This window comes from Roseovarius nanhaiticus, assembly GCF_900156535.1.
Classification (GTDB): Bacteria; Pseudomonadota; Alphaproteobacteria; order Rhodobacterales; family Rhodobacteraceae; genus Roseovarius; species Roseovarius nanhaiticus.
In genome coordinates this window covers 231,806-257,577 of sequence record NZ_FTNV01000002.1, presented here as the reverse complement: position 1 = coordinate 257,577, position 25,772 = coordinate 231,806, and the positions used below count along the sequence as shown (strand labels likewise).

Genomic DNA, 25,772 nt, shown 5'->3' with positions numbered 1-25,772 from the left:
CTACTCGTGACCGGGCGGGGGCGTTCGCGGCCTCGCCCGTCCCATTTCTGACGGCCCCGCGCGGAGCGTGCATGTTCGACTACACCTTTCAATGGCGGCAAGCCTTTCGCGCCCTCCCGCAGATGCTGGAGGGCGCGGTTGTCACGCTGCAGATCTCGCTTTTGTCCATGGCCCTCGGCGTCGCAATCGCGGTGCTCTTGGCCGTGGGACGCAACTCGAGCTCCATCTGGCTGCGCGGCCCGGCGACCGCCTGGGTCGAGGTGGCGCGCAACACGCCCGCGCTCTTCCAGATCTACATGGCGCATTTCGGCCTTGGATCCTTCGGGATCTATCTGAGCCCCTTTGTGGCGCTGCTGGCCGGGATCACATTCAATAACGCAGGCTATCTGTGCGAGACATTCCGCGGCGCCCTGCGCGCGATCCCCGAAACACAAGTACGTGCGGGCCGCTCATTGGGCATGGGGCCGGTCCAGGCGTTTCGCCTGATCGTGCTGCCACAGATGTTCCGCATCGCCTTCCTGCCCAGCACGAACCAGATGGTCTGGGCGATCCTCATGACCTCCCTGGGCGTGACGGTGGGCATGAACACGGACCTCACCGGTGTCACACAGGCGCTCAATTCGCGCACCTTCCGCACGTTCGAGCTCTTTGCGCTGGCGGGTGTCATTTACTACTGCATCGCCAAGGCGGTGATGCTGGGCGCGCGTCTGCTCGCCTGGCGTCTCTTCCGGTATTGAGGGGGCACTGATGTTCGATACCGGCCTCACCCTCAACGATCTTTGGTTCATGCTGAAAGGCGCGGGCGTCACGCTGGCGATCACGTTTTTCGCCGTGACGGGCGGCACGGCTTTGGGCCTCGCCTTCGGCGTGATCCGCAGCCATGTGAACCCGTGGTTCACGCTGCCGCTGGTCTTCGTGCTGGATATCTTCCGCTCGGTCCCGCTGCTGATCCAGCTCATCCTCGCCAATGCGTTTCAGGCCATCGCAGGGCTTCAGATCTCGCCCTTCGTGACCTCCTGCATCGTGCTGGCGCTTTACACCTCGGCCTATTGCACGGAAATCGTACGCGGCGCCATTGATGCCGTGCCGCCCGTCACCCGCCGCGCGGCGCGTTCGCTGGGGATGACCTGGGGCCAGGACATGACGCAAATCACCTTCCCCATCGCCTTGCGCGTCGGCCTGCCCAGCTGGATCGGGCTTACCTTGGGCGTTATGAAGGACAGCGCGCTGGTGCTGTGGCTGGGCATCATTGAACTCCTGCGCGCCAGTCAGATCATCGTGACGCGCCTGCAAGAGCCGATGCTGATCCTCCTGATCGCGGGCGCGATCTATTTCGCCATCAGCTTTCCCATCGCGCGGCTGGGCGGACATCTGGAAAGAAAGTGGCAAGAGAATGATTGAGATCGAGAACGTCCATAAATCCTTCGGCTCCTTGAAAGTGCTGAAGGGCATCGACCTGAATGTCGAAAAGGGCGAGGTCGTCTCGGTCATCGGCGGATCGGGCTCGGGCAAATCGACGCTACTGACCTGCATCAACGGGCTGGAGCCGATCGACAGCGGCACCATCACCGTGGACGGCACCGTGGTTCACGCGCGCGGCACCGATCTGAACAAGCTGCGCCAGAATATCGGCATCGTTTTCCAGCAGTTCAACGCCTTTCCGCATCTGACGGTTCTCGAAAACGTCACGCTCGCGCCCCGCAAGGTCAAGGGCATGGGCCGCGCCGAGGCCGAGGAAATTGCGGTCAAGCAGCTGACCCATGTGGGCCTCGCCGACAAGATCAAGGTCTATCCCGGGCGCCTGTCGGGCGGGCAGCAGCAGCGCATGGCGATCGCTCGCGCGCTGGCCATGTCGCCCGATTACATGCTGTTCGACGAGGTGACATCTGCGCTGGACCCGCAGCTGGTGGGCGAGGTTCTCGATACGCTGAAACTGCTCGCGGAGGGTGGCATGACCATGATCTGCGTGACGCATGAGATGGGCTTTGCCCGCGATGTGTCGAACCGCGTCGCCTATTTCGAGAGCGGCGTCATGGCCGAGATCGGCCCGCCCGCGCAGATCTTTGGCGCGCCCGAAAACGAGGCCACGCGCAAGTTCCTGTCGAGCGTGCGCTGATGCGCGATGTGCTGGTTGTTGGCGCAGGCGTTGTGGGCCTCTCGATCGCGCTCGAGGCGCAATCGCGCGGCCTATCGGTGCGCGTGATCGAGCGCGAGGGGCCCGCCGCAGGCGCGTCTGCCGGCAATGCCGGCGCCTTCGCCTTTCCCGACATCCTTCCGCTGGCCTCGCCGCGCATCATGCGGCAGGCGCCGAAATGGCTGCTGGACCCACTCGGCCCGCTCAGCGTGCCTCTGGGCTATGCGCCGCGCCTCTTGCCGTGGATGTGGCGCTTTTGGCGGGCCAGCCGTCCGGCCCAGGTGGCCGCGTCCACCGCTGCGCAAACCGCGATGATGCGCCACGCGCAAGGCACGCTCGACGGCTTTCTGGCACGTGCGGGGGCGTCCAACATGCTGCGCCGCGAGGGTCAGCTTCAGGTCTATGAGGGCCGCGCAGAGTTCGAGGCGTCGCTTGAGGGCTGGCGCGCGCGCCAGGAGGCCGGCGTGGAGTTTCGCCATCTTGAGGGGGACGAGGTGCAGGTGATGCAGCCCGGCCTTTCGCCGCGCTTCACTCATGCGACCTTCACGCCCGGCTGGGCCACCATCGACGAGCCCAAGGCCTATGTCGAAACGCTGGCCGAAAAATTCCGCTCAAATGGCGGCGAGATCATCATCGCCGATGCCGAGGCGCTGACCGCGGACGGCCTGCGCACCAGCGCGGGCGAGATGACGGGCCGCGTCGTCATCGCCGCGGGCGCGTATTCACATCATCTGGCGCGCACCGCCGGTGCACGCATTCCGCTGGAAACCGAGCGTGGCTATAACACCACGCTGCCCGAGGGCGCGGGCGGGATCGATCTGCGCCAGCACATTACATTTCCCGCTCATGGCTTTGTCATTTCCAGGCTGAATGGCCGTCTGCGCGTCGGCGGCGCGGTCGAGCTGGGTGGGCTGAAAGCGCCGCCCAATTACAAGCGCGCCGATGCGATGCTGCAAAAGGCGCGCGCGTTTTTCCCCGCGCTCGATACCTCGGGCGGCACGCAATGGATGGGGCTGCGCCCGTCGCTGCCCGACAGCCTTCCGGCCATCGGCCCGCTGCCGGGGCATCCGAATGTGATCTGTGCCTTCGGTCATGGCCATCTGGGCCTGACGCAATCGACGGCGACGGCGGATATCGTCGCGGATCTCTTGACAGGCAAGGCGCCGAGGATCGACATGGCGCCATTCTCACCCGCACGGTTTTAAGAGGCAGCCATGCAACACACCTTTCCCTGTATCGACGGCCACACCTGCGGCAATCCCGTGCGCCTCGTCACCGGCGGCGCGCCTATTCTGCACGGGCAAACCATGCTGGAGAAACGCGCGCATTTCCTGGCCGAGTATGACTGGATCCGCACCGGCCTGATGTTCGAGCCGCGCGGCCATGACCAGATGTCGGGCGCGATCCTCTATCCGCCGACGCGGCCCGATTGCGATATCGCGGTGCTGTTCATCGAAACATCCGGTTGCCTGCCCATGTGCGGCCACGGCACCATCGGCACCGTCACCATCGCGCTGGAAAACGGGCTGGTGAAGCCCGCAGTGCCGGGCCAGCTGGCGCTGGAGACGCCTGCGGGGCGGGTCGATGTGACCTACCGGCAGGAGGGCCGTTTCGTCGAGGAGGTGCGCCTCACGAACGTGCCGGGGTTCCTGCATTCCGAGGGGCTGACCGCCGAGGTCGAGGGGCTGGGCGAGGTCGTCGTCGATGTGGCCTATGGCGGCAATTTCTATGCCATCGTCGAGCCGCAGAAGAACTTCGCGGACATCGCCGATTTCACCGCCTCGCAGCTGATCGGCCTCAGCCCGAAACTGCGTGCGGCGCTCAACGCGAAATACGAATTCATCCACCCCGAGCATCCGGCGATCAATGGCCTCAGCCATATCCTGTGGACCGGCGCGCCGCGCGCGGAGGGCGCCCATGCGCGCAACGCCGTCTTCTACGGCGACAAGGCGATCGACCGCTCGCCCTGCGGCACCGGCACCTCGGCACGCATGGCGCAAAGGGTGGCCAAGGGCCTGCTGAATGTCGGCGATGAATTCGTCCATGAGAGCATCATCGGCTCGCTCTTTCGGGGCCGCGTCGAGGCGTCGGCCGAGGTGGCGGGGCAGCCCGCCATCATCCCCTCCATCGCTGGCTGGGCGCGGGTGACGGGCTTCAACACGATATTCATCGACGAGCGTGATCCATTTGCGCACGGCTTTGTCGTCATCTGAAAAGGGGGCCGCATGGGCCAGATCATCGTGGCGGCAGATGCCTCCGGCCCGGTCCTCGCCAGTGCCGAGGGCCTGAGTTTCTGGGGAGGCGTCGATGCGGCCACGGGCCGGGTGATCGACGCGCATCATCCGCTGCATGGGCAATCCCTGGCCGGGACGATCCTGATGTTGCCTACCAGTCGCGGCTCCTGCACGGGCAGCGGCGTCCTGCTGGAACTGGCGCTGGGTGGCAATGCGCCCGCTGCGCTGGTCTTCCGCGAGGAGGAGGACATTCTGACCTTGGGCGCGCTTATTGCGGGCCGGATGTTTCATGTGCCGCTGGCCGTGCTGCGGCTGAGTGCCGAGGAATGGGACCAGTTGGCCAGCGCCGAGCGCGCAACTATCACAGGCGCGCGCCTGATCTCAGGCGACTGGGCGCTTGACCTTGCACCGCCGCCTACCGCCGCGCTGGAGCTGAGCGAGACGGATCGCGCCATGCTGACCGGCGCGCATGGCGCAGCGGCCAAGCTGGGGATGGACGTCATCTGCACCATGGCCGCGGGGCAGGGGGCGACGCGGCTGACCGACGTGACGCGCGCGCATATCGACGGGTGCATCTACGCCAGCCCGGCAAACCTGACCTTTGCGCGGCGCATGGCGGATGTGGGCGCGCGCGTGCGCGTGCCGACCACGATGAACGCCATCTCGGTCGATCATGCGAACTGGCGCGCGCAAGGCGTGCCGGCGCTCTTCGGCACGCCCGCGCAGAAGCTGGCCGATGCCTATGTGGAAATGGGCGCGCAGCCCAGTTTCACCTGCGCGCCGTACCTTTTGCAGGCGCCGCCGGCCTTGGGCGAGATGATCGGCTGGTCTGAATCGAATGCGGTGATCTATGCCAATTCGGTTCTGGGAGCGCGGACGGTCAAGCATCCGGACTTCATGGATCTCTTCATTGCCCTCACCGGCCGCGCGCCGCTGTCGGGCGTGTATCTGGACGCGGGTCGCCGCGCGTCCCGCGTGGTGCATGTCGACCTGCCAGCCGGACATGATGACGCGCTCTGGCCGCTACTGGGCTGGCTGGTGGGGCGCGCCGCGCCAGACCGGATTCCGCTGATCCCCGGACTGGAGGACACCGCGCCGACGCCCGACGATCTCAAGGCGCTCTGCGCCGCGTTCGGCACGACATCCGCCGCGCCCATGCTGCATGTGGCTGGCGTCACGCCCGAGGCGGAGGGCGCGCTGCGCCCCGATGCCGACGCGGTCCGCATCGGCGCCGGGGATCTGGCGGCGGCATGGCGGCAATTCAACGACGCGCCAGCGGGTGTGGACCTGATCGCCTTCGGAAGCTCCCATTTCTCGCTGCCCGAATGTCATGCGCTGGACGCCGCGCTTGCGGGGCGTCGCCGGGCGGATGGCACGGCTGTGATCGCCACCGTGGGCCAGCAGGTGCTGGACGCGATCCGCGCCGACGGGACACTGACCCGTCTTGAGGCGTCCGGGGTGCAGGTGGTTCCCGATATCTGCTGGTGCTCGATTTCCGAGCCGGTCTTTCCGCCCTCGGCCAAGGTCTTGATGACGAATTCGGGTAAATACGCCCATTACGCGCCGGGCCTGTCGGGCCGCAAGGTGCGCTTCGGCAGCCTTGCCGATTGCGCCGAGGCTGCTGTCACCGGCATCGCGCCGGATCATCCGCCAGCCTGGCTTACCTAGAAAGGCACCTAATATGCGCAGCACCAAGACCATTCACGTTGTCTCGGCCCATGCCGAGGGCGAGGTGGGCGATGTCATCGTCGGCGGCGTCGCGCCGCCCCCCGGCGATACAATTTGGGAGCAGAGCCGCTGGATCGCCGCCGATGGCACTTTGCGCAATTTCGTCCTGAACGAGCCGCGCGGCGGCGTCTTTCGCCATGTGAATCTGCTGGTTCCTCCCAAGCACCCCGAGGCGCATGCTGCCTTTATCATCATGGAGCCGGAAGACACGCCGCCCATGTCGGGCTCGAACTCGATCTGCGTCGCCATCGTGCTGCTGGATAGCGGCATCGTCCCCATGACCGAGCCCGTGACCGAAATGCTGCTTGAGGCGCCCGGCGGTTTGGTCAAGGTCCGCGCCGAATGCAGCGGCGGCAAGGCGCAGCGCATCTATGTGCAGAACCTACCCAGCTTCGCCGCGCAGCTGGATGCGACGCTGGAGGTGCCGGGGCTGGGCACCTTGACGGTCGACACGGCCTATGGCGGCGACAGTTTCGTTTTCGTGGATGCGGCTGCGCTGGGCTTTGCGCTGGTCCCCGAGGAGGCGCATGCGCTGGCGCGCCTCGGCGTGCAGATCACGGCGGCGGCGAATGAGCAGCTGGGCTTTCACCACCCCGACAATCCCGATTGGCGCCATATCTCGTTTTGCCTCTTTGCCGGGCCGGTCACGCGTGAGGGCAGCGCCCTGCGCGCCGGGGCCGCCGTCGCGATCCAGCCGGGCAAGATCGACCGCTCGCCCACCGGCACCGCACTGAGCGCGCGGATGGCGGTTCTGGCGGCGCGCGGCCAGATGGCACAGGGCGATACGCTCACGGCGGTGTCGCTGATCGGCTCGACCTTCGCGGGGCAGATCGTGGGCGAGGCAACGGTGGGCGGCAAGCCCGCGATATTGCCCGAAATTTCCGGGCGCGGCTGGATCACCGGCACGCATCAGCACATGCTGGACCCAGAGGATCCTTGGCCCGAGGGCTACCGTTTGTCCGACACATGGGGCGCAAGGTAGCGTCAGAAATCGAAGCTGCCGAACGGGATGTAGCGGACCGGATCGCCCGGCGCGACCTTTGCCGCACCATCGGGCAGCTCGACCAGACCCTCGGCCCAGCTGAGGCTGCTGACGCGGCCCGACCCTTCGGAGGGAAAGACCTCGGCACGCCCTTCGCGGATGCGTGCGCGCAGGTATTCCCGGCGTCCTGGCTTTTTCGACTTGGCGAAACCCGCAGGCACGTCAAAGCCCTGCGGCAGGCTCCAACCCGCGCCCGACAGGATACCAAGCGCCGGGCGGGCGAAGATCAGCGTGCAGACCAGCGCCGCCACCGGATTGCCAGGCAGGCCGAAAACGGGCGTGCCATTCCAGAGGCCCAGTGCAAGGGGCCGGCCCGGCTTCAGTGCGATGCGCCATTCGCGCATCGCCCCCGCCTCGCGCAAAAGGGCCGAGACGTGGTCCTCATCCCCCGCCGAGGCGCCGCCCGACGTGAGGATCGCATCCGCGCGCCCCGCCGCGTCATCAAGCGCGCGGCGCAACGCGGCGCGGTCATCCGGGATGCGGCCCATGTCAATCGGGTTCATCCCCCAGCGCGCGATCTGCGCCAGCAGCATCGGGCGGTTCGCGTCGAAAATCTGGCCGGGTTTCGCCTCTTCGCCGGCTTCAATCACCTCGTCCCCGGTCGAGATGACGGCAACGCGCAGCGGATCGTACACGCGGACTTCGCCCAGACCGACCGAGGCCAGCAGCGCCAGATCGGCGGGCGTCAGAACGCGGCCCTCCGGCAGCACCTCGGCGCCCTGCATCATGTCCTCGCCCGCGCGGCGGGTATTCGCGCCCGGCTTGATCCCGGCACGAAAGGCGAGCTGGCCCGCGGCCTGGCGCGTGTCCTCTTCGAGTATGACGGTATCGACACCGCATGGCAGGATTGCGCCCGTGAGAACGCGCAGCGCCTGTCCGGCGGGCAGACGGCCCGCGTAGGGCGCGCCTGCCGCCGCCCGGCCCGGTGCCAGCGGCATCACCGGATCGCCAGGCGGGAGGGAGGCATGGGCAAAGCCATAGCCGTCGACTGCCGAATTTGCGTGCGGCGGGCTGGCGCGCTGCGCTGCGACGGGCGCGGCCAGAACGCGGCCCGCGGCCTCGGCCAACGGGCGAAGGCCACTGCGCACGACCGGGTGGAGCCCCCGCTCGAGCGCGGCCAGTGCGTCATCGACGGGCGTCCAATGCGTGCCCGCTGGCATGGCGAAACAATCATCGCGCAGGGGCGGCGGTGCTGGCGGTGCGCTGGCGCGGCCCATGGCGAGCGCGGTCAATTCGGCGGCATGGCCAGCGCCCAGGATCCACGCCTCCTCCCGCGCCTCGGGCGGAAGGTCCGACATCAGCGTATCGAGCTCTGCGCCCGGTATCTGCGACAGCGCGCGCGACAGAAGATCAACCTGCACGGCATCGCGGATACGCTCTGGCCGCTCAGCTACGGCGGCGCGCACCGCAGGCTCGATGAGGCCGGGCCAAATCTCGGCCAGCACGACATCCGCCTCTCGCCACGGCTGAAACGGCCAGACCGCCACACCGGGCAGGCGCCGCAGACGCGAGAGCATGGGCAGGCCCATCAGGATCTGGCTACCGACGGTGGGGTTGTAGCAAAGCTGAAAACAGCTGCTGGCGGCCTGTGACGCCAGATCGCAGGCGCGTTTCTCGGCCACTTCGTCATAGGCGATCCCCTCCTTGCGATAGGGAATGCCCGGCCAGCGGTCGCGATGCGTCTTGCCCCAGAAGGGGCCGGCGCCGTCAAAGAGCGCGTTCAGCGCCTCGGCCACGTCGAAGCGGTTATTGGCTCCCGTCTCGCTATCGGTGATACGTTCGGCGAGCCAATCCCACAGCGCCAGCGGATCGTCCCCGCCGGTCACACGCCGCGCAAAGCCGCGCGGATAACCGAAGGGGAAATCGAAGCCAGCCAGAAGGCGCCGCCCGGCTGCGCGCTCGGCTGCGATGATCTCGGCGATGCGCGCCTCTGCGTCGATCCGGGTGCGGCAATAGATCGGGTCTTGCGCTGTGCCGTCCTGAACCAGACCCAACCATATCGCGTCCTTCGAGGGGCGCGCGGGCGCGCGCTTGTTCGCGGCGGACCAGTCCACGATGAGGATGCTGTCGAAGCCGCTCACAATCCCACCTCGCGCAGGATGAAGTCTGCGATGGCGGGCGTGTCGTCGAGGTCCATGACAAGGCAGGGCGCCTCGATGGGGCTGTCGGCGGCCACGGCGCGAATGCTGGGATCGCTCGGCGCGATCAGCGCATGGCCTGCCGCCGCGCGCCACGCCTCGATCTTGGGGTGGCCCGCGCGCTTGTAACCCTCGATCAGCACCAGATCGACGGGCGAGAGGCGGGCGAGCAGCGTGTCCAACTCCGGCTCGGGCGCGCCGCGCAGTTCCTGCATGATCGCAACGCGCGTGCCCGAGGCCAGCAGCACCTCGCGCGCGCCCGCAGCGCGGTGGCGATAGCTGTCGCGCCCCGGCTGGTCCACGTCGAAACTGTGATGTGCGTGCTTGATCGTCGAGACGCTCAGCCCGCGCGCGGTGATCTCGGTGACGAGCCGCTCCATCAGCCCGGTCTTGCCCGCATTCTTCCAGCCGGTGACGCCGTAGATCTTCATCGGGCGCGCGCCTGTGCCTGGGCCAGATCCTCGGGCGTGTTCACGTTGAAAAAGGGATCGCCCTCTGCCGGGAACATGGCCATTCGCGCGCCGTGCGCGTCCGTCCACTGCACGACCTTGCGCAGACCGCCCGTAAGGGCCGCGCGCAGATCATCGCGCAGCGCAACGGGCCAAAGGCCGAAGGTGGGATGGCGTCCGTCGGGCGTGGCGGCCAGCGCCAGGGGCGTGTCCATCCCCTCGGCGGCCAGCACCAGCTGCGGCACCAGATCGCACGGAAAGAACGGCGTATCGGCGGCGACGGAAACGACCGTTTCCGCGCCCTGCTGCGCGCCCCAGTCCATGCCCGCCAGAACGCCCGCCAAGGGGCCGACGAAGCCTTCGACCGGATCGGCCAGCACCGGCAGGCCAAAGCGCGCCAACCGCGCCGGATCACCATTGGCGTTGAGCGCGGCGCCTGCCACCTGCGGGGCGATCCGGTCGATCACATGATCGAGGAGGGTGGTATCGCCCAGCGGCAACAGCCCCTTGTCGCCGCCGCCCATACGCGTGGCGCGGCCTCCGGCGAGGATGATCGCATGGGGCTGTTTCATGGGTTTTCCTCCTTGCGGGCCGATTTGCGGCGGTGCTTGGCGTCTTCTTCGGCCACGCTGTCCGGGTCCGCGTCGCGCAGCAGGCGCTCTTCGCCCGCAAGGCAGACAAAGCGCCGCCCGCGCATCCGCCCGATCAGCGTGAGGCCAACCTGCCGCGCAATCTCGACCCCCCAGGCGGTGAAGCCTGAGCGCGAGGCCAGCACGGGAATGCCCATGAGCGCGGTCTTAATCACCATCTCGGAGGTCAGCCGCCCAGTGGTGTAGAGCATCTTGCCGTACGGCCTGACGCCTTCGGAAAGCATCCAGCCCGCGATCTTGTCGACGGCGTTATGGCGCCCGACATCCTCCATGTAGACCAGCGGGCGGTCGCCTTCGCATAGGACCGTGCCATGGATCGCCCCCGCCTCGAGATAGAGCGAGGGCGTGGTGTTGATGACATGGGCGAGCGTGTAGAGATGGGATGTGCGCACGGTCGCGTCGGGCAGCGTCACGCCCTCCAGCCCCTCCATCATGTCACCGAAAACGGTGCCGACCGCGCAGCCGCTGGTGCGCGTCTTTTTCTTCAGCTTGTCCTCGTAGGTGGTGCGCCCGTCGGTGCGTACCACGACCGTCTCCAGCTCGTCGTCGTAATCGACGCGCAAGACAGCCTCGCCATCCTTCAGCATGCCTTGGTTGCGCAGGAACCCCAACGCCAGGTATTCGGGGTAATCCCCGATGGTCATGGCGGTCACGATCTCCTGCGCATTGAGGAAGATCGTCAGGGGGCGCTCTTCGACCACGTTGATGGTCTGCGCGCGCCCCTCGTGATCCGTGCCGGTGACGGCGCGTGTCAGGCCCGGCGCGCCGGGGGCGGGGGCAATGAGGTAGGGGCTGTCACCTTGCGCGGACAATTGCATCTCCTGTGCCGGGCGGCTAAGCCCACGCAAACGGCGCGCCGGGCGCAGCGCCGTCAGCCGCGCGGGGGCAGCCGTCATGACACCACAAAGCACCAAATCCACCTACTGGCAAGGCGTGGGCGCGGGCGCGCCCTTCATCCTCGTCATCGTGCCCTTCGCCCTCCTCTTTGGCGTGGTGGCCAGTGAGGCGGGGCTGGACATCGTGCAGACTTTCGCGTTCTCGGTGCTGGTCGTGGCGGGCGCGGCGCAGTTCACCGCCGTGCAGCTTTTGTCGGAACATGCGCCGACGATCATCGTGGTGATCACGGCGCTGGCCGTCAATCTGCGCATGGCGATGTATTCGGCCTCGCTGACGCCGCATCTGGGGCAGGCGCCGCTGGGGACGCGGGCGCTGGTGGCCTATTGCATGGTCGATCAGGCCTATGCCAGCTCCATCCTTGCCTTTGAGAAGCATCCGGATTGGACCACGCGGCAGAAGGTCGCCTTCTATTTCGGTGCCGTGACGCCGCTGATGCCGCTTTGGCTGCTATTCACGCTCGTTGGCTCGCTGGTGGGCGGGCGCATCCCGCCCGAATTCGCGCTGGATTTCGCGGTGCCGATCACCTTCCTTGCGATGATTGCGCCGATGCTGCGCACGGCGGCGCATGTGGTCGCGGCGCTGGTGTCGATCGCGGTGGCCCTGATGTTGGCCTTCGTCCCCTACAGCATGGGGCTGCTGGTGGCAGGATTGGCCGGCATGATGGCGGGCGCGCAGACCGAATGGGTGATGACCCGTAAGGAGCGCGCGCCATGAAGGATATCGCTGCACTCGACGTGTGGATCACCATCGCCTGCCTCGGCCTGGGCAGCTTTGGCTTGCGCTTCGTCTTTCTGGGACTGATCGGGGATCGTCCGCTGCCGGCCTGGGTGCTGCGCCATCTGCGCTATACCGCCGTCGCGGTGCTGCCCGGCCTCGTTGCGCCCATGGTGGTCTGGCCGCCCGCGACGGGTGGCGCGCTGGACGCGCCGCGCATGACTGCGGCCTGTGCCACGATCCTTGTCGGCCTCGCCACGCGCAATGTCGTGGCGGCCATCCTGGCCGGCGCAGCGACGCTTTACGGCATGCTCTACCTTTTGGGCTAGGCGCCCTGTCGCGATCTGCGGACGCCTCCGGCGGGAGTATTTTCGGAACAGTGAAACAGCTTGTCTCTGCCGCAGGCCAAGGCCCGCGCGGCAGAGACACGGTATTCCTGTCAGCCAAAGACTTTGGTCAGAGCCTTGTCTGTGGCCTCTATCAGCTCGTCGATATCGCTTTTCGTGGCGATAAGCGCGGGCGAGTAGCAAAGTGTATTGTTGTAGCCCGGCAGTGAGCGGTTGGTCATGCCGATGATCACGCCCTGGGCCATGCAATCGCCGGTGACGGCTGCGACGGATTTTTCCTCCATCGGCTCGCGCGTCGTGCGGTCCTTGACCAGCTCGGCCCCCAGGAAGAGGCCCTTGCCGCGCACATCGCCGATGACCTCGTGCTTGTCCTTCAGGGCATGCAGCTGATCAAGCATGTAATCGCCCATCTGGATGGTATTTTCCAGCAGGCCCTCTTCTTCGATGATGTTCATGTTCTCCAGCGCGGCTGCCGGACCGGCCGTGCAGCCACCGAAAGTGGAGATGTCGCGGAAATAGTTCATCGGATCACTGGCGTCGTCCTTGAACATGTCAAAGACCCGCTCGGAGGTGACGCAGCAGGCAATGGCGGCATAGCCACTGGCGACGCCCTTGGCCATGGTCACGAAATCAGGCTCGATGCCGTAATGCTGATAGCCGAACCACGTACCGGTGCGCCCGAGGCCGCAGACGACCTCGTCGATATGCAGCAGCACGTCGTATTTGCGGCAGATTTCCTGCACGCGGGGCCAGTACCCTTCGGGCGGGACGATCACGCCGCCGCCGGCTGTCACCGGCTCGAGGCAGATGGCGCCGACGGTGTCGGGGCCTTCGCGCAGGATGACCTCCTCGATGGCATTTGCCGCGGCCTCGCCATAGGCTTCGCCGCTCAGATCGCCCCAGCCCTGTTCATGCGCGCGGTATTCAAGGCAATGGGGCACGGGAACGAAACCGGGCGTGTAGGGCCCGTATTGCGCGTTGCGTTCGGGCTGACCGCCCGCCGACAGGCAGGCAATTGTGGTGCCGTGGTAGTCGCGCTCGCGGAAGAGAATCTTGTGCTTCTTGCCGCCATACCGCTTGTGCGCGATCTGGCGCACCATCTTGAACGCCTTCTCATTCGCCTCGGATCCGGAATTGGTGAAGTAGACACGGGTCAGACCCGGCATCTTGGAGATAATACGCTCGGAGAAGACCGCGCCGGGGATCGAGCCTGCGGAGCCCGCAAAATAGTTCAGCTTGATCAGCTGGTCGCGCACGGCGTTGGCGATCCGCTCGCGGCCATAGCCCACGTTCACCGTCCAGACGCCGCCCGAGACGCCATCGAGATGCTCCTTGCCGTTCTGGTCCCAGACGCGCATGCCCTTGCCTTCGACGATCACACGCGGATCGGATGTCTCGTAAGGTTTGTGCTGGCTGAGGTGGTGCCACACATGGGCGCGGTCGGCTGCGACGACCTTGTCGATATCGTTGTCCAGAAATTTGCCGTCCATCATGTGTCCTCCACCTGGTCCAGGCCCGGCAAAAGGGCCAGGCGCGGTGCAATTCCATATCCTAGCACCTTGAACCGCGATTCGGCGATAAGTCCAGAGCGGCGTTGCGCCGGGGCTCAGGGCAGCTCGTCCGAGGGGATGAAGCCGAAGAATTCGCCCTGCGACCAAAGGCCGAACCAACCCTCGTGATGCACGCCGATATCCACCAGCCGGTAGAAGGACTTGCGGTCGATCAGCGCCTCGAGATCATGGCGCACCAGCACATAGGGCGACGGCTCGCCCGTGTCGTTGTCGCGCACCACGCGAATCGAATTGTCCGGGCCGGCGGTGACGCTGTCATCCACGTTGGTGTGAAAGGTCAGGCGCTGATCGCGGCCCGTGCCATGGACGTCGAAATCGACGGCGACGAATGGCGCATCCTCGACGGTGATCCCCACCTTTTCGACGGGGGTCACCAGGAAATACTTGCCCTCGTCGCGCCGCAGGATGGTTGAGAAAAGCCGCACGAGGCCGGGTCTGCCAATGGGCGTGCCTTGGTAGAACCACGTCCCGTCGCGGGCGATGCGCATGTCCAGATCGCCGCAAAAGGGCGGGTTCCAGTCATGCACCGGGGGAATCTTGCGCCCCTTGGTGGCGGCCTGCGCCGAGGCGGCGATGCCGTCCGCTGACGGGGTCGTGATCGGATGGTCGCTCATTGCTTTTGCCATTTCCGCTTCGCGCTATACACTCAAGGTCACAGTATAGCCCAATCCGGAGAATTTCCATGAGTGACAGCGCTGATCGCCAGCCGGGCAGTCCCGACGCCGACCTTGTCGCCGATATCGACGCGCTTCAATCGCGGCTGGCCGAGGCGCGCGCGCAGGTGGCACGGCGCTTTATCGGACAGGAACGGGTGGTGGACTTGTCGCTGGCCGCACTGCTCAGCGGAGGGCATGGCCTGCTGGTGGGTCTGCCGGGCCTCGGCAAGACGCGGCTGGTCGAGACGCTGGGCACCGTGATGGGTTTGGCGACGAACCGCGTGCAGTTCACGCCCGATCTGATGCCAGCCGATATTCTGGGCAGCGAAGTGCTTGAGACTGGCAAGGACGGCAGCCGCGCGTTCAAATTCATCGAAGGGCCGATTTTTTGCCAGCTTCTGATGGCCGACGAGATCAACCGCGCCAGCCCGCGGACGCAATCGGCCCTTTTGCAGGCGATGCAGGAACGGCAGGTGACGGTGGCGGGCGAGAACCGCGCGCTCGACGCGCCGTTCCACGTGCTAGCGACCCAAAACCCGATCGAGCAGGAGGGCACCTATCCGCTGCCCGAGGCGCAGCTGGACCGTTTCCTGGTGCAGATCGACGTGCCTTACCCTGACCGCGACGCCGAGCGCGCGATCCTTCTGGCCACCACGGGTGCCGCCGAGGATGCGGCGAAGCCGGTCTTTACCACGGACGAGCTGATCGCGGCGCAGGCCCTTTTGCGGCGGATGCCGGTGGGCGAGGGGGTGATGGACATGATCCTGGACCTCGTGCGCGCCTTCCGCCCGGAAGAGGCCGGCGCCTCGGCCCGCGTACAGGAAAGCGTCGCTTGGGGCCCCGGCCCACGCGCCGCGCAGGCGCTGATGCTGACGGTGCGCGCGCGGGCTCTGCTGCAAGGACGGCTGGCACCCAACGCCGAGGACGTGGCGGATATGGCGCAGCCGGTGCTGATCCACCGCATGGCGCTGAATTTCGCGGCGCGTGCGCGGGGCGACAGCCTGACCGCGCTCATCGAGGATACGCTGGCCGATCTGGGCCACATCCGCGCCGCCGCCGCGTGATGGAGCCCGCCGCCCTTCCTGCCGCAAATCTGCGCAACCGCGCCGAGGCCGAGGCGGCGCGCCTGCCCGCGCTCTTGGCGCGCGCGCAGCGTTTGGCGGGGGCGGTCCTTATGGGGCAGCATGGACGTCGGCGCGCCGGGCTGGGTGATGACTTTTGGCAATACCGACCGGTTCAGGAGGGCGATCAGCGCCGCCAGATAGACTGGCGCCGTTCGGCGCGGTCGGACGCCGAGTTCGTGCGCGAGCGCGAATGGCAGATCGCGCAGACCGTCATGCTCTGGGTCGATCCGGCGGCCTCGATGCGCTTTGCCAGCGATACCGCCCTGCCACAAAAGGCGGATCGCGCGCAGCTGCTGGCGCTGGCGGCAGCCATTGTTCTGGACCGGGGCGGCGAGCGTGTGGGCCTCTCGGGCCATGCGCTGCCGCCCCGGCGCGGCGCGGCCCAGATCACGCGATTGGCGGCCATGCTGATCGCGCCCGGCGGCGCGGATGACTACGCCGCGCCTGACGCGCGCGGCATGCCGCCGAAGGCGCGCGCGCTTTTCCTGTCGGATTTCTTCGGCGATATGGCGGCTATTGAGCGCGCCGTGGGCGAGGCTGCCGATCGCGGTGTGGGCGGTGTCCTGCTGCAAATTCTTGATCCAGCAGAAGAGGCGTTTCCCTATCGCGGCCGCGCGATTTTCGAATCCATCGGCGGCACGCTGGCGCATGAGACGCTAAAGGCCAGCGACCTGCGCGCGCGCTATCTGGAGCGTCTGGCCGCGCGCAAGGACGCGCTGCGCATGCTCTGCCGCCGGACCGGGTGGGAGTATCTCTGCCATCACACGGATGCCAGCCCACAGGCCGCGCTGATGCAGCTTTACCGCCTTCTGGGCGAGGGGGCGCGATGACCATCGGGGCCATCGGTTTCGCCGCGCCTTGGCTGCTGATCGCGCTGGCGCTTTTGCCTATTTTGTGGGTGCTGCTGCGCGCCGTGCCGCCCGCGCCGGTGCGGCGGCGCTTTCCCGGTGTTGCCCTGCTCTTGGGCCTGCGCGACGAGGATAGCGCGGCGGATCGCACGCCGTGGTGGCTCCTTCTGCTTAGGATGCTGGCGCTGGCGGCGGTCATTATTGGGCTGGCCGGTCCGGTCCTGAACCCGCGCGATGAGGGCGATGCGCCGGGCAACCGCCCGCTGCTGATCGCGCTTGATGCCAGTTGGGCGTCGGCCCGCGATGATCGCGCGGCGCGCGCGCTTCTGAACGGTGTGCTGGCCGAGGCGGGGCGCGACGGGCGCACTGCCGCGATGATCGAGCTGAGCGCGCCCGAGGCGCCGGAATTTCAGGCGGCAAGCGCCTGGCGCACCCGGCTGACCGGGATGGCCCCCGCGCCTTGGGCTCCGATGCCCGAGACGATGGAGCGCGCCGGCACGCTGCTGCCCGAGGGTCCGTTCGACACGCTCTGGCTGTCTGACGGGCTGGCGCGGGATGGGCGCGAGGCGCTGCTGAGCGCCTTGGAGGCGCGCGGCAACGTCACGATCCGCGAGGGCACGGCACCGCTCCTGACGCTGGCCCCGCCGCAGAGCGAGGGCGGCGCGCTGGAGTTGACCGTGCAGCGGCTGGCGCCGGGCGCCGCGCGGCAGATCGATGTTCTGGCCCATGGACGCGACCCGGCGGGTGCGCCGCGCGTTTTGGCGACCCTGCCGATCACCCTTGAAGAGGGCGCGCGCGAAGGGACCGGCGCGCTCAGCCTGCCGGCCGAGCTGCGTGCCCGCGTCACACGCTTCGAGATCGCGGGGCAGGGGCATGCGGGCGCCGTGCAACTGGTGGGCGATGCGCTGGGCCGGCGGGAGGTGGCGTTGATCGCAGGGCGTGAGGATCGTGAGGGGCTGGAGCTTTTGTCGCCGCTCCACTACCTCAGCCGCGCGCTGGCGCCGACCGCCGATCTGCTGACCGGCAATCTGATGGATGTCCTGCCTGCCAACCCGGACGCCATCGTGCTGGCCGATGTGGCCACCCTCTCGCCCGGTGAGGCGGAGGGTCTGCGCGATTGGGCCGAGGAGGGCGGCACGCTGGTGCGCTTTGCCGGTCCGCGCCTTGCCGCAAGCGACGTGTCGCGCCGCGCCGAGGATCCGCTGATGCCCGTCCGCCTGCGTGCCGGTGGCCGCAGCGTGGGCGGCGCGATGAGCTGGGGCGCGCCCAAATCACTGGCGCCCTTCGCCGAGGACAGCCCCTTTGCGGGCCTCGCCATTCCCGATGACGTGACCGTGACATCGCAGGTCATGGCACAGCCCGATCCCACATTGGCCGAGCGGGTAATCGCCCAGTTGGGCGACGGCACGCCGCTGGTCACGCGCAAGCGCATCGGGCAGGGACAGGTCGTGCTCTTCCATGTCACCGCCAACGCGGAATGGAGCAGCCTGCCCCTATCCGGCCTCTTCGTGCAGATGCTGGAGCGGCTGGCCATCGCCGATACCGATGGCGTGCCCGCCGCCGAGGAACTCGCCGGGACCACGTGGCAACCCGCCGAGGTTCTGGACGGCTACGGAATCCTGCGCAGCGGCGATACCATGCCGGGCGTCGCGGGCGAGCGTCTGCTCGAGGATGATCTTGGCCCTGACCTGCGCCCCGGCCTTTACAAGGGCGAAGAGCGGCGCATCGCGCGCAACATCATGGCCGCGGGCGCGGCGCTGGAGCCCGCCGCATGGCCCGCCCGCGCCAATGTGATCGGGCTGGACCGGGCCGAGGAGACGCCGCTGATGGGCTGGCTGCTGGCGGCGGCACTGTTGCTGCTCAGCGTGGATATCCTGGCCTCACTGGGCCTCTCGGGGCGGCTCTTGCCCGCACGTGCCGCCGCTGTGGTCGCGGCCCTGCTGATGCTGCCCGATCCCGGCACGGCGCAGGACCGCGTGCCTGCCGCCCTCGCCGACGAGGTAACGCTGGCCTACGTGCTGACCGGTGACGCGCCGCTCGACGATCTGTCTGAGGCGGGCCTCGAGGGGCTGGGCCAGACGCTTTTCTTCCGCACCACGGTAGAGCCCGCCGCGCCGCAGGGCGTCGATCTGGAGACGGACGAGCTGGCCTTCTTTCCGCTTCTCTACTGGCCCATCAGCCCCGCGCAGGCGATCCCCTCGGACGCCGCCTATGCCAAGCTCAATGCCTATCTGCGTAGCGGGGGCATGATCCTTTTCGACACGCGCGACGCGGATGTGGCGGGCTTCGGCGCGTCCTCGCCCAATGGCGCGATGCTGCAGCGGCTGGCGCAGCCGCTGGATATCCCCCCGCTGGAGCCGGTGCCGAACGATCATGTTCTGACTCGTGGCTTTTACCTCCTGCAGGACTTCCCCGGCCGCTATTCGGGCCGTCCCGTCTGGGTCGAGGCCGCGCCCGAGGATGCCGAGGCGGCGCCGGGCATGCCCTTCCGCAACCTCAATGACGGGGTAACGCCCGTGGTGATCGGCGGGAATGACTGGGCCGCCGCCTGGGCCATCGACGCCAACGGAAACGCGCAATTGCCCGTGGGGCGCGGTTATGCGGGCGAGCGGCAGCGCGAAATGGCCTACCGCTTCGGCGTCAATCTGGTGATGCATGTGCTGACCGGCAACTATAAATCCGACCAGGTCCATGTGCCTGCGCTGCTCGACAGGCTGGGCCAATGACCAGTGTCATCGTTTTCCATCCGGTTCTGCCGATCTGGCTGATCGCCGCGCTGGCAGGAATGGCCCTGACCGCGCTGGCGCTGGCGGTGTGGCGGGGCCTGTCCGGCTGGGCGCTGCGCGGGGCGGGGGCGGCCCTGATCCTTGCTGCACTCATGGGGCCGGGCCTCAGCCGCGAGGATCGCGAGGATCTGACCGATATCGCCGTCATCGTCGAGGATGGCAGCGCCAGCCAGCAACTGGGGGATCGCGCCGCCATGACGACAGAGGCTGCGGAGACGCTGGAGGCGCGGCTGGCAGCGGAAGGCGTGGAGGTGCGGCGCGTGCAGGTTGCCGACGGCGCCGACAATAGCGGCACGCAGTTGATGACCGCGCTGGGCGACGCGCTGGCAAGCGAGCCGCAGGGCCGTATCGCGGGCATGTTCCTGCTCAGCGACGGGCGCCTTCATGATCTGGAGCGCGCCCCCGGCCTACCCGCGCCGCTGCACCTGTTGCATACCGGCCGCGAGACGGACTGGGACAGGCGCCTGATTGTAGAGGGCGCGCCGGCCTTTGCCATTCTGGATGAGGAAATTACGCTGACCCTGCGGATCGAGGATAGCGGCGCGGCCCCCGATGATGCCGAGGTGCCGCTGGATATCTCCGTCGATGGGGAGCGTCCCCAACGCTTTACCGTGCCGGTGGGCCGTCCTATCGAATTACCCCTCGCCTTGCCCCATGGCGGGCGCAACGTGCTCGAATTCGTCACGCCCGAGGGCGAGGGCGAGTTGACCGCGCGCAACAATACCGCGCTGGTGCAGATCAACGGCGTGCGGGACCGCCTGCGTGTCCTGCTCGTCTCGGGCGAGCCTCATGCCGGCGGGCGCACATGGCGCAATCTCCTGAAATCCGACAGCTCGGTCGATCTGGTGCATTTCACCATCCTTCGCCCGCCCGAAAAGCAGGACGGCGTGCCGGTGGACGAGCTGAGCCTGATCGCCTTTCCCACGCGCGAGCTGTTCCTCGAAAAGATCGACGATTTCGATCTGATCATCTTTGACCGCTACAAGCGGCGCGGCATCCTGCCCGCGCTCTATCTGGAAAATGTCGCCGATTATGTGCGGGGCGGTGGTGCGGTGCTCTTTGCCGCCGGGCCGGATTTCGCGGGGGCAAACAGCCTTTACCGCTCGCCCCTGGAGGCGATTGTGCCCGCCGCACCGACGGCCCGCGTGATGAGCGAGGCGTACCGCCCAGAGATCACCGATCTGGGCGAGCGTCATCCCGTTACCGCAGGCCTGCGCGCGATGCATGACGGGCCGTGGGGCCGCTGGCTGCGCCAGATCGAGGTGGGCGCGCCTTCGGGCGACGTGCTGATGTCGGGGGCCGAGGATGCGCCCCTGTTGATGCTGAACCGCGTCGGTGAGGGGCGCGTGTCGCTTCTGGCGTCCGATCACGCCTGGCTCTGGAATCGTGGCTATGAGGGGGGCGGTCCGCAGCTGGAATTGCTGCGCCGTCTCGCTCATTGGATGATGAAGGAGCCGGAGCTGGAGGAAGAGGCGCTCTGGGCCGAGGCGACGGGCCAGACCATGCGCATCATCCGCCGGTCGCTGGGCGATGATGTGGATGACGTGACCATCACCGGGCCGGACGGGGCCGAGGTGACGATGCCGCTCGACGAGGTGTCGCCGGGCCGATTCGAGGCGATCTTTGAGGGGCCGATGATCGGTCTTTATCGGCTTGCCAGTGGCGACCAGACGGCTGTGATCGGCCTCGGCCCCGCCGCTCCTCTGGAATTTGAGCAGACGATCGCCACGGGCGATGCGCTGGAGCCTCTGATCGACGGCACGGGCGGCGGGATCCGTGCGATTGAGGAGGGCGTCCCGAATATCCGCGCGGTACGCGAGGGGCGCCCGGCCGCCGGGCGAGGATGGCTGGGAATCACGCCACGCGGCGCCTATGTGACGCAATCGGTGACGCTGACGCCCCTTTTGCCTGCGTGGCTTGTCTTGGCGCTGATCGCTGCCTTGATAACGGGTGCCTGGCTGCGCGAGGGGCGCCGCTAGAACGGAAGATCGACCGGTGTCAGCGGCGCCGAGACATCGCCGGTCGAGCAGCGGGCACGGATGAAGACCCGGCGCGTGCCATCGGGCAGCACGATCTGATGCAGGCTGCGCGTGAAGGGCTGCTCTTCCACATGGGGGTGATGCAGAATGCGTGTGGCCAGAACGGTGCCGTCCTCGGACAGAATCTCCCACGCATCGGCATAGTGATCCCATCCGGTATCGGGATGCTGGACGGTGACCTTGAATTCCCACCCCATATCGTCGCGCTGAACGGCAACATCGGTCACTTTCGGCGGCTGGGCGAGGGCTGCCAGAGGCGTGAGGATGGCAAGGGCGCAAGCGAGAATCATTTTCATGAAACCCGTGATATACGATCTGCGACCCATCCGCACGTCCCGCCCCATTGGGAGCCGCCGAACTTGCGTCCGGGTCGGTCGGCGCTTAACCTCGCCCGAGGAGGAATTCCCATGGAAATGCCAGCCCCCAATGCATCCATCGTCGCGGGCAAGGACCGCATCGTCGCGCGTCTGCGCGCTGTTCTGCCGCAGGATGCCGTGATTTCGGACCCTGCCGAAACGCGCGCCTACGAATGCGACGCGCTGGCCGCCTATCGCTGCGCGCCGCTGGCCGCTGTCCTGCCCCGCAGCACCGAGGAAGTCGCGGCGACCCTCAAGGTGTGCCACGAGATGGGCGTGCCCGTCGTGCCCCGCGGCGCGGGCACATCGCTGGCCGGGGGCGCATTGCCCACCGCCGATTGCGTGATCCTCGGCACTGCGCGCCTGACAGAGGTGATCGAGACAGATCTGGACAGTCGCATCATCCGCGTCGGCGCCGGGCGCACCAATCTGGCCGTCACCGGCGCGGTGGAAGAGCACGGGTTTTTCTACGCGCCCGACCCGTCCAGCCAGTTGGCCTGCGCCATTTCGGGCAATATCGCGATGAATTCGGGCGGGGCGCATTGCCTGAAATACGGCGTCACCACGAACAATCTGCTGGGCGTCACGATGGTGCTGATGGACGGCACCGTGACCGAGATCGGCGGCGCGCATCTGGATGCGGGTGGCCTCGACCTACTGGGGCTGATCTGCGGGAGCGAGGGCCAGCTGGGCGTCGTGACCGAAGCGACCTTGCGGATCCTGCGCAAGCCCGAGGGCGCGCGCCCCGTGCTGATCGGCTATGACAGCAACGAGGTCGCGGGCGCTTGCGTGTCGGACATCATCAAGGCGGGTGTCTTGCCCGTGGCCATCGAATTCATGGATCGGCCCATCATTCGCGCGACCGAAGAATATGCCCATGCCGGCTATCCTGATTGCGAGGCACTTTTGATCGTCGAGGTCGAGGGCAGCCCCGCCGAGATTGACGAACAGCTGGAGATCATTCTGGAGATCGCGCGCCGCCACGATCCGGTCGAGCTGCGCCAGAGTGCCTCGACCGACGAGAGCGCGCGCATCTGGCTGGGCCGCAAGTCGGCCTTCGGGGCGATGGGGCAGATGGGCGATTACATGTGCCTCGACGGCACGATCCCGGTCAGCCAGCTGCCCTTCGTACTGCGCCGCATCGGCGAGCTGAGCGAGGAATTTGGCCTCATGGTCGGCAACGTCTTTCACGCGGGCGACGGCAATATGCACCCGCTCATCCTTTATGATGCCAACACGCCCGGCCAACAGGATTTGTGCGAGGCGCTGGGGGCCGAGATCCTGAAACTATGCGTCGAGGCGGGCGGCTGCCTGACCGGCGAGCATGGCGTCGGCATCGAGAAACGCGATCTGATGAGCTATCAATATGCGCCCGAGGATCTGGAGATCCAGATGGCGGTCAAGGATGTGTTCGATCCCGGCTGGCTGCTGAATCCGGCCAAAGTATTCCCGCTGGACGTTAGCGGCGCGCGGCGGATGGCGGCGGAATGAGCCGGGCGATTGAATCCGGCATTTTCGGTCGATTGAGTATTTGAGGAACAATGAAAGTCCTGACACCTGAAACCGAAGCCGATCTTGCGCAGGCGATCGTGCAGGCGAATAGTCCGTTGCGCATCATTGGCGGCGGCACGCGCGGCATTGGCACTGGTGTGGGCGAGGCGCTGTCGACCGCGGGTCTGAGCGGCGTCACGCTTTATGAGCCGGGCGCATTGACGCTGGTGGTCAAGGCGGGCACGCCGCTGGCCGAGATCGAAGCCGCGCTGGCCGCTGAAGGGCAGAGCCTGCCATTCGAGCCAATGGATCATCGCGCCCTGATGGGCACCACCGGCGTTCCGACGATCGGCGGGGTCGTGGCCTGCAACGTGTCGGGGCCGCGCCGCATCGCGTCGGGTGCGTGCCGTGATTTCATGCTGGGTGTGCGGTTCGTCGATGGATCAGGACGCGTTCTGAAGAATGGCGGGCGCGTGATGAAGAACGTGACCGGATACGATCTGGTCCGGTTGATGACGGGCAGTTTTGGAACCTTGGGCGTTCTTACGGAGGTCGCGCTGAAGGTGCTGCCCGCGCCGCGCGCCTCGGCGACGCTGGCGGTGGAGGGGATGGAGCCAGAGCGCGCTGTCGCTGCGCTTAGCCGCGCGCTGGGCTCGCCCTTCGAGGTGTCGGGGGCCGCGCATGTGGCGGCGGATGCAGGGCGCACCCTGATCCGCCTGGAAGGATTCGAGGCCTCTGTCGCCTACCGTGCCGACGAGATGCGGCGCCTCTTGGCCGAGTTCGGCGCATGGGAGACGGTCGAGGACGCGGCTGAGGTCTGGCGCGACATCCGTGACGTCACGCATTTCGGCCCCGACGGTGATGTCTGGCGCATTTCGGCCCGCCCGACCGAAGGCCCGGCGCTGGCGGCGCGGGTTCCCGAGGCGGAGGTCGTTTTCGACTGGGGCGGCGGTCTGATCTGGCTGTGCGTGCCGGAGGGCACGGACGTCCGCGCCCGGCTGGGCATGTTCGGTGGGCATGCCACACTGGTGCGCGCGGCGCCCGAGACCAAGGCCCGGCTGGGCGCCTTTCACCCCGGTGCGGCCCCTGTCGCCGCGCTTGAGGCTGGGCTGCGCGCCAAGTTCGATCCACGCGGCCTGTTCAATCCGGGGCTGATGGCGCCCGTTCAATCCTACGGCGCAGGAGCTGCCTGATGCAGACCCACTTCACCGACGAACAGCTGGCCGACCCCGAGATCGCGCGATCGAACGAGATCCTCCGCGCCTGTGTGCATTGCGGCTTTTGCACGGCCACTTGCCCAACCTACCAGATCCTCGGGGACGAATTGGATAGCCCGCGCGGGCGGATCTACCTGATCAAGGACATGCTGGAGAACGAGCGGATCCCCGATGCAAAGACGGTCAAGCATATCGACCGCTGTCTGTCCTGCCTGGCTTGCATGACCACCTGCCCATCGGGTGTGCATTACATGCATCTGGTCGACCATGCCCGCGCCTATATCAACGAGAATTACAAACGGCCCCTGTCGGATCGCGCGCTGCGCTGGATCCTGGCGCGCATCCTGCCCTATCCCGGGCGCTTTCGGCTGGCTCTGCTGGGCGCCAAGATGGGCCGACCTTTTGCGCGGCTGATGCCGGATCCGCGGCTGCGCGCGATGCTGGAAATGGCGCCGAAGACGATCCCGCCGGTCAGCCGCAATGACGATCCGCAAACCCATGCCGCCCGCGCGCCGCGGCGCAAGCGCGTCGCGCTGATGACGGGCTGCGCGCAAAAGGCGCTGAACACCGATATCAACGACGCCACCATTCGCCTGCTGACGCGGCTGGGCTGCGACGTGGTGGTGGCCAAGGGCGCGGGCTGTTGCGGGGCGCTGGTGCATCACATGGGCAAGACCGGCGAAAGCCATGAGACCGCGGCCAGGAACATCCGCGCCTGGAGCGCGGAAATGGAGGGCGGTGGCCTCGATGCGATCGTGATCAATACGTCGGGCTGCGGCACGACGGTCAAGGATTACGGGCATATGTTCCGAAATGATGCACTGGCCGAGGAGGCCGCGCGCGTGTCCGGCATCACGATGGATATCAGCGAACTTCTGATGCAGCTGGGCCTGCCAGAGGGCGCACCAAAGGGGCTGACAGTGGCCTATCATGCCGCCTGCTCGCTCCAGCATGGTCAGCAGATCAAGACCTATCCCAAGGATCTGTTGCGCCGGGTCGGTTTTGACGTGGTCGAGCCTGCCGATAGCCATCTTTGCTGCGGGTCCGCGGGAACGTATAACCTGATGCAACCCGAGATCTCCAAGCAGCTGAAAGCGCGCAAAGTCGAAACGCTGGAGGCGAAAAAGCCCGATGTGATTGCTGCGGGCAATATCGGCTGCATGATGCAGATCGCCGGGGGCACCGACATTCCGATGGTGCATACTGCCGAGCTTCTGGATTGGGCGACGGGCGGGCCGATGCCACCCGCCATGGAGGGCGGCGAGCGTGTGCCGAATTTGCGTTTCGCGGCGGCAGGCGCCTAAATTTCGCCTCAAACCGTTGCTACTCGATTGATCATGCCTTTCCTGAC

General features: G+C 67.1%; 23 protein-coding genes. 16 read left to right on the top strand and 7 right to left on the bottom strand.

Translation table 11 applies throughout. From position 1 onward, the window contains the following. Positions 1-71: 71 nt before the first annotated feature. The 7 genes from BW975_RS11400 to BW975_RS11370 are packed head-to-tail and all read left to right on the top strand — an operon-like array spanning position 72 to position 7,078. On the top strand, positions 72-737 hold the full coding sequence (locus BW975_RS11400) for an amino acid ABC transporter permease (RefSeq protein ID WP_076534103.1): 666 nt from the start codon (positions 72-74) through the stop codon (positions 735-737). Positions 738-747: 10 nt separating this feature from the next. Next, positions 748-1,401, top strand: coding sequence for an amino acid ABC transporter permease (locus tag BW975_RS11395; RefSeq protein WP_076534102.1), 654 nt, complete (start codon positions 748-750; stop codon positions 1,399-1,401). Next, positions 1,394-2,116, top strand: coding sequence for an amino acid ABC transporter ATP-binding protein (locus BW975_RS11390; RefSeq protein WP_076534100.1), 723 nt, complete (start codon positions 1,394-1,396; stop codon positions 2,114-2,116). Before BW975_RS11395 ends, BW975_RS11390 begins: the two co-directional genes overlap by 8 nt. Beyond that, a complete protein-coding gene (locus tag BW975_RS11385) occupies positions 2,116-3,339 on the top strand; it encodes an NAD(P)/FAD-dependent oxidoreductase (protein WP_076534098.1) in 1,224 nt (407 codons plus the stop codon). Before BW975_RS11390 ends, BW975_RS11385 begins: the two co-directional genes overlap by 1 nt. A gap of 9 nt (positions 3,340-3,348) precedes the next feature. Next, positions 3,349-4,347 (top strand): 4-hydroxyproline epimerase, encoded by a 999-nt coding sequence (locus tag BW975_RS11380; protein WP_076534096.1) that lies wholly within the window; start codon positions 3,349-3,351, stop codon positions 4,345-4,347. Positions 4,348-4,359: 12 nt separating this feature from the next. Continuing rightward, positions 4,360-6,036: a cis-3-hydroxy-L-proline dehydratase gene (gene lhpI / locus BW975_RS11375; protein ID WP_076534094.1), complete on the top strand. Its 1,677-nt coding sequence runs from the start codon at positions 4,360-4,362 to the stop codon at positions 6,034-6,036. Positions 6,037-6,049: 13 nt separating this feature from the next. Then, a complete protein-coding gene (locus BW975_RS11370; protein WP_076534092.1) occupies positions 6,050-7,078 on the top strand; it encodes a trans-3-hydroxy-L-proline dehydratase in 1,029 nt (342 codons plus the stop codon). A 2-nt stretch (positions 7,079-7,080) separates the two neighbouring features. Here BW975_RS11370 and BW975_RS11365 read toward each other — a convergent pair whose 3' ends face one another. Genes BW975_RS11365 through BW975_RS11350 form a run of 4 tightly spaced genes read right to left on the bottom strand, consistent with a single transcriptional unit; the run spans position 7,081 to position 11,193 of the window. Beyond that, positions 7,081-9,219: a molybdopterin-binding protein gene (locus tag BW975_RS11365; protein WP_076534090.1), complete on the bottom strand. Its 2,139-nt coding sequence runs from the start codon at positions 9,217-9,219 to the stop codon at positions 7,081-7,083. After that, entirely contained in the window at positions 9,216-9,707 is a 492-nt protein-coding gene (gene mobB / locus BW975_RS11360) for a molybdopterin-guanine dinucleotide biosynthesis protein B (RefSeq protein ID WP_076534088.1), read from the bottom strand. The genes BW975_RS11365 and mobB overlap by 4 nt, the downstream gene beginning before the upstream one ends. Further along, the gene (gene mobA, locus BW975_RS11355) at positions 9,704-10,297 is read right to left on the bottom strand and encodes a molybdenum cofactor guanylyltransferase MobA (protein ID WP_076534086.1); all 594 of its coding nucleotides are present in this window, start codon (positions 10,295-10,297) and stop codon (positions 9,704-9,706) included. The genes mobB and mobA overlap by 4 nt, the downstream gene beginning before the upstream one ends. Continuing rightward, positions 10,294-11,193, bottom strand: a complete 900-nt coding sequence (locus BW975_RS11350; RefSeq protein WP_076534755.1) for a formate dehydrogenase accessory sulfurtransferase FdhD — start codon at positions 11,191-11,193, stop codon at positions 10,294-10,296. Before BW975_RS11350 ends, mobA begins: the two co-directional genes overlap by 4 nt. A 76-nt stretch (positions 11,194-11,269) precedes the next feature. Here BW975_RS11350 and BW975_RS11345 point away from each other — a divergent pair, with 76 nt between their 5' ends. Both BW975_RS11345 and BW975_RS11340 read left to right on the top strand, forming a co-directional pair. Beyond that, on the top strand, positions 11,270-11,986 hold the full coding sequence (locus tag BW975_RS11345; RefSeq protein ID WP_076534084.1) for an AzlC family ABC transporter permease: 717 nt from the start codon (positions 11,270-11,272) through the stop codon (positions 11,984-11,986). Further along, positions 11,983-12,315: an AzlD domain-containing protein gene (locus BW975_RS11340; RefSeq protein ID WP_076534082.1), complete on the top strand. Its 333-nt coding sequence runs from the start codon at positions 11,983-11,985 to the stop codon at positions 12,313-12,315. Before BW975_RS11345 ends, BW975_RS11340 begins: the two co-directional genes overlap by 4 nt. 110 nt (positions 12,316-12,425) lie before the next feature. Here BW975_RS11340 and BW975_RS11335 read toward each other — a convergent pair whose 3' ends face one another. Beyond that, a complete protein-coding gene (locus tag BW975_RS11335) occupies positions 12,426-13,823 on the bottom strand; it encodes an aminotransferase family protein (protein ID WP_076534753.1) in 1,398 nt (465 codons plus the stop codon). Between the two features lie 116 nt (positions 13,824-13,939). Further along, positions 13,940-14,518, bottom strand: coding sequence for a DUF1285 domain-containing protein (locus BW975_RS11330; protein ID WP_076534080.1), 579 nt, complete (start codon positions 14,516-14,518; stop codon positions 13,940-13,942). A 68-nt stretch (positions 14,519-14,586) separates the two neighbouring features. Between BW975_RS11330 and BW975_RS11325 the strand changes: the two genes are divergently transcribed. Genes BW975_RS11325 through BW975_RS11310 form a run of 4 tightly spaced genes read left to right on the top strand, consistent with a single transcriptional unit; the run spans position 14,587 to position 21,297 of the window. Then, positions 14,587-15,624, top strand: coding sequence for an AAA family ATPase (locus BW975_RS11325; RefSeq protein ID WP_076534078.1), 1,038 nt, complete (start codon positions 14,587-14,589; stop codon positions 15,622-15,624). Further along, entirely contained in the window at positions 15,624-16,514 is an 891-nt protein-coding gene (locus BW975_RS11320; RefSeq protein ID WP_076534076.1) for a DUF58 domain-containing protein, read from the top strand. The genes BW975_RS11325 and BW975_RS11320 overlap by 1 nt, the downstream gene beginning before the upstream one ends. After that, a complete protein-coding gene (locus BW975_RS11315) occupies positions 16,511-19,258 on the top strand; it encodes a DUF4159 domain-containing protein (RefSeq protein WP_076534074.1) in 2,748 nt (915 codons plus the stop codon). The genes BW975_RS11320 and BW975_RS11315 overlap by 4 nt, the downstream gene beginning before the upstream one ends. Then, entirely contained in the window at positions 19,255-21,297 is a 2,043-nt protein-coding gene (locus tag BW975_RS11310; protein ID WP_076534072.1) for a hypothetical protein, read from the top strand. The genes BW975_RS11315 and BW975_RS11310 overlap by 4 nt, the downstream gene beginning before the upstream one ends. On the opposite strand, the gene BW975_RS11305 is transcribed toward BW975_RS11310, so the two are convergent. After that, positions 21,294-21,653, bottom strand: coding sequence for a hypothetical protein (locus BW975_RS11305; protein ID WP_076534751.1), 360 nt, complete (start codon positions 21,651-21,653; stop codon positions 21,294-21,296). The genes BW975_RS11310 and BW975_RS11305 overlap by 4 nt on opposite strands. A 111-nt stretch (positions 21,654-21,764) precedes the next feature. Here BW975_RS11305 and BW975_RS11300 point away from each other — a divergent pair, with 111 nt between their 5' ends. The 3 genes from BW975_RS11300 to glcF are packed head-to-tail and all read left to right on the top strand — an operon-like array spanning position 21,765 to position 25,725. Beyond that, the gene (locus tag BW975_RS11300) at positions 21,765-23,204 is read left to right on the top strand and encodes an FAD-linked oxidase C-terminal domain-containing protein (RefSeq protein ID WP_076534070.1); all 1,440 of its coding nucleotides are present in this window, start codon (positions 21,765-21,767) and stop codon (positions 23,202-23,204) included. Positions 23,205-23,263: 59 nt separating this feature from the next. Continuing rightward, complete coding sequence (gene glcE, locus BW975_RS11295) at positions 23,264-24,397, top strand: glycolate oxidase subunit GlcE (protein WP_076534749.1); 1,134 nt, start codon at positions 23,264-23,266, stop codon at positions 24,395-24,397. Further along, positions 24,397-25,725, top strand: a complete 1,329-nt coding sequence (gene glcF, locus BW975_RS11290; RefSeq protein WP_076534068.1) for a glycolate oxidase subunit GlcF — start codon at positions 24,397-24,399, stop codon at positions 25,723-25,725. Before glcE ends, glcF begins: the two co-directional genes overlap by 1 nt. Positions 25,726-25,772 lie beyond the last annotated feature (47 nt).

What these genes read in the sequence shown, in the direction of transcription:
- glcF (WP_076534068.1), top strand. Translation starts at nt 24,397, where the DNA reads ATGCAGACCCACTTCACCGACGAACAGCTGGCCGACCCCGAGATCGCG.
- BW975_RS11395 (WP_076534102.1), top strand. Translation starts at nt 748, where the DNA reads ATGTTCGATACCGGCCTCACCCTCAACGATCTTTGGTTCATGCTGAAA.
- BW975_RS11385 (WP_076534098.1), top strand. Translation starts at nt 2,116, where the DNA reads ATGCGCGATGTGCTGGTTGTTGGCGCAGGCGTTGTGGGCCTCTCGATC.
- BW975_RS11315 (WP_076534074.1), top strand. Translation starts at nt 16,511, where the DNA reads ATGACCATCGGGGCCATCGGTTTCGCCGCGCCTTGGCTGCTGATCGCG.
- BW975_RS11310 (WP_076534072.1), top strand. Translation starts at nt 19,255, where the DNA reads ATGACCAGTGTCATCGTTTTCCATCCGGTTCTGCCGATCTGGCTGATC.
- lhpI (WP_076534094.1), top strand. Translation starts at nt 4,360, where the DNA reads ATGGGCCAGATCATCGTGGCGGCAGATGCCTCCGGCCCGGTCCTCGCC.
- mobB (WP_076534088.1), bottom strand. Translation starts at nt 9,707, where the DNA reads ATGAAGATCTACGGCGTCACCGGCTGGAAGAATGCGGGCAAGACCGGG.
- BW975_RS11325 (WP_076534078.1), top strand. Translation starts at nt 14,587, where the DNA reads ATGAGTGACAGCGCTGATCGCCAGCCGGGCAGTCCCGACGCCGACCTT.
- BW975_RS11350 (WP_076534755.1), bottom strand. Translation starts at nt 11,193, where the DNA reads ATGCAATTGTCCGCGCAAGGTGACAGCCCCTACCTCATTGCCCCCGCC.
- BW975_RS11305 (WP_076534751.1), bottom strand. Translation starts at nt 21,653, where the DNA reads ATGAAAATGATTCTCGCTTGCGCCCTTGCCATCCTCACGCCTCTGGCA.
- BW975_RS11370 (WP_076534092.1), top strand. Translation starts at nt 6,050, where the DNA reads ATGCGCAGCACCAAGACCATTCACGTTGTCTCGGCCCATGCCGAGGGC.
- BW975_RS11390 (WP_076534100.1), top strand. Translation starts at nt 1,394, where the DNA reads ATGATTGAGATCGAGAACGTCCATAAATCCTTCGGCTCCTTGAAAGTG.
- BW975_RS11320 (WP_076534076.1), top strand. Translation starts at nt 15,624, where the DNA reads ATGGAGCCCGCCGCCCTTCCTGCCGCAAATCTGCGCAACCGCGCCGAG.
- BW975_RS11300 (WP_076534070.1), top strand. Translation starts at nt 21,765, where the DNA reads ATGGAAATGCCAGCCCCCAATGCATCCATCGTCGCGGGCAAGGACCGC.
- BW975_RS11400 (WP_076534103.1), top strand. Translation starts at nt 72, where the DNA reads ATGTTCGACTACACCTTTCAATGGCGGCAAGCCTTTCGCGCCCTCCCG.
- BW975_RS11340 (WP_076534082.1), top strand. Translation starts at nt 11,983, where the DNA reads ATGAAGGATATCGCTGCACTCGACGTGTGGATCACCATCGCCTGCCTC.
- mobA (WP_076534086.1), bottom strand. Translation starts at nt 10,297, where the DNA reads ATGAAACAGCCCCATGCGATCATCCTCGCCGGAGGCCGCGCCACGCGT.
- BW975_RS11335 (WP_076534753.1), bottom strand. Translation starts at nt 13,823, where the DNA reads ATGGACGGCAAATTTCTGGACAACGATATCGACAAGGTCGTCGCAGCC.
- BW975_RS11345 (WP_076534084.1), top strand. Translation starts at nt 11,270, where the DNA reads ATGACACCACAAAGCACCAAATCCACCTACTGGCAAGGCGTGGGCGCG.
- BW975_RS11330 (WP_076534080.1), bottom strand. Translation starts at nt 14,518, where the DNA reads ATGAGCGACCATCCGATCACGACCCCGTCAGCGGACGGCATCGCCGCC.
- BW975_RS11380 (WP_076534096.1), top strand. Translation starts at nt 3,349, where the DNA reads ATGCAACACACCTTTCCCTGTATCGACGGCCACACCTGCGGCAATCCC.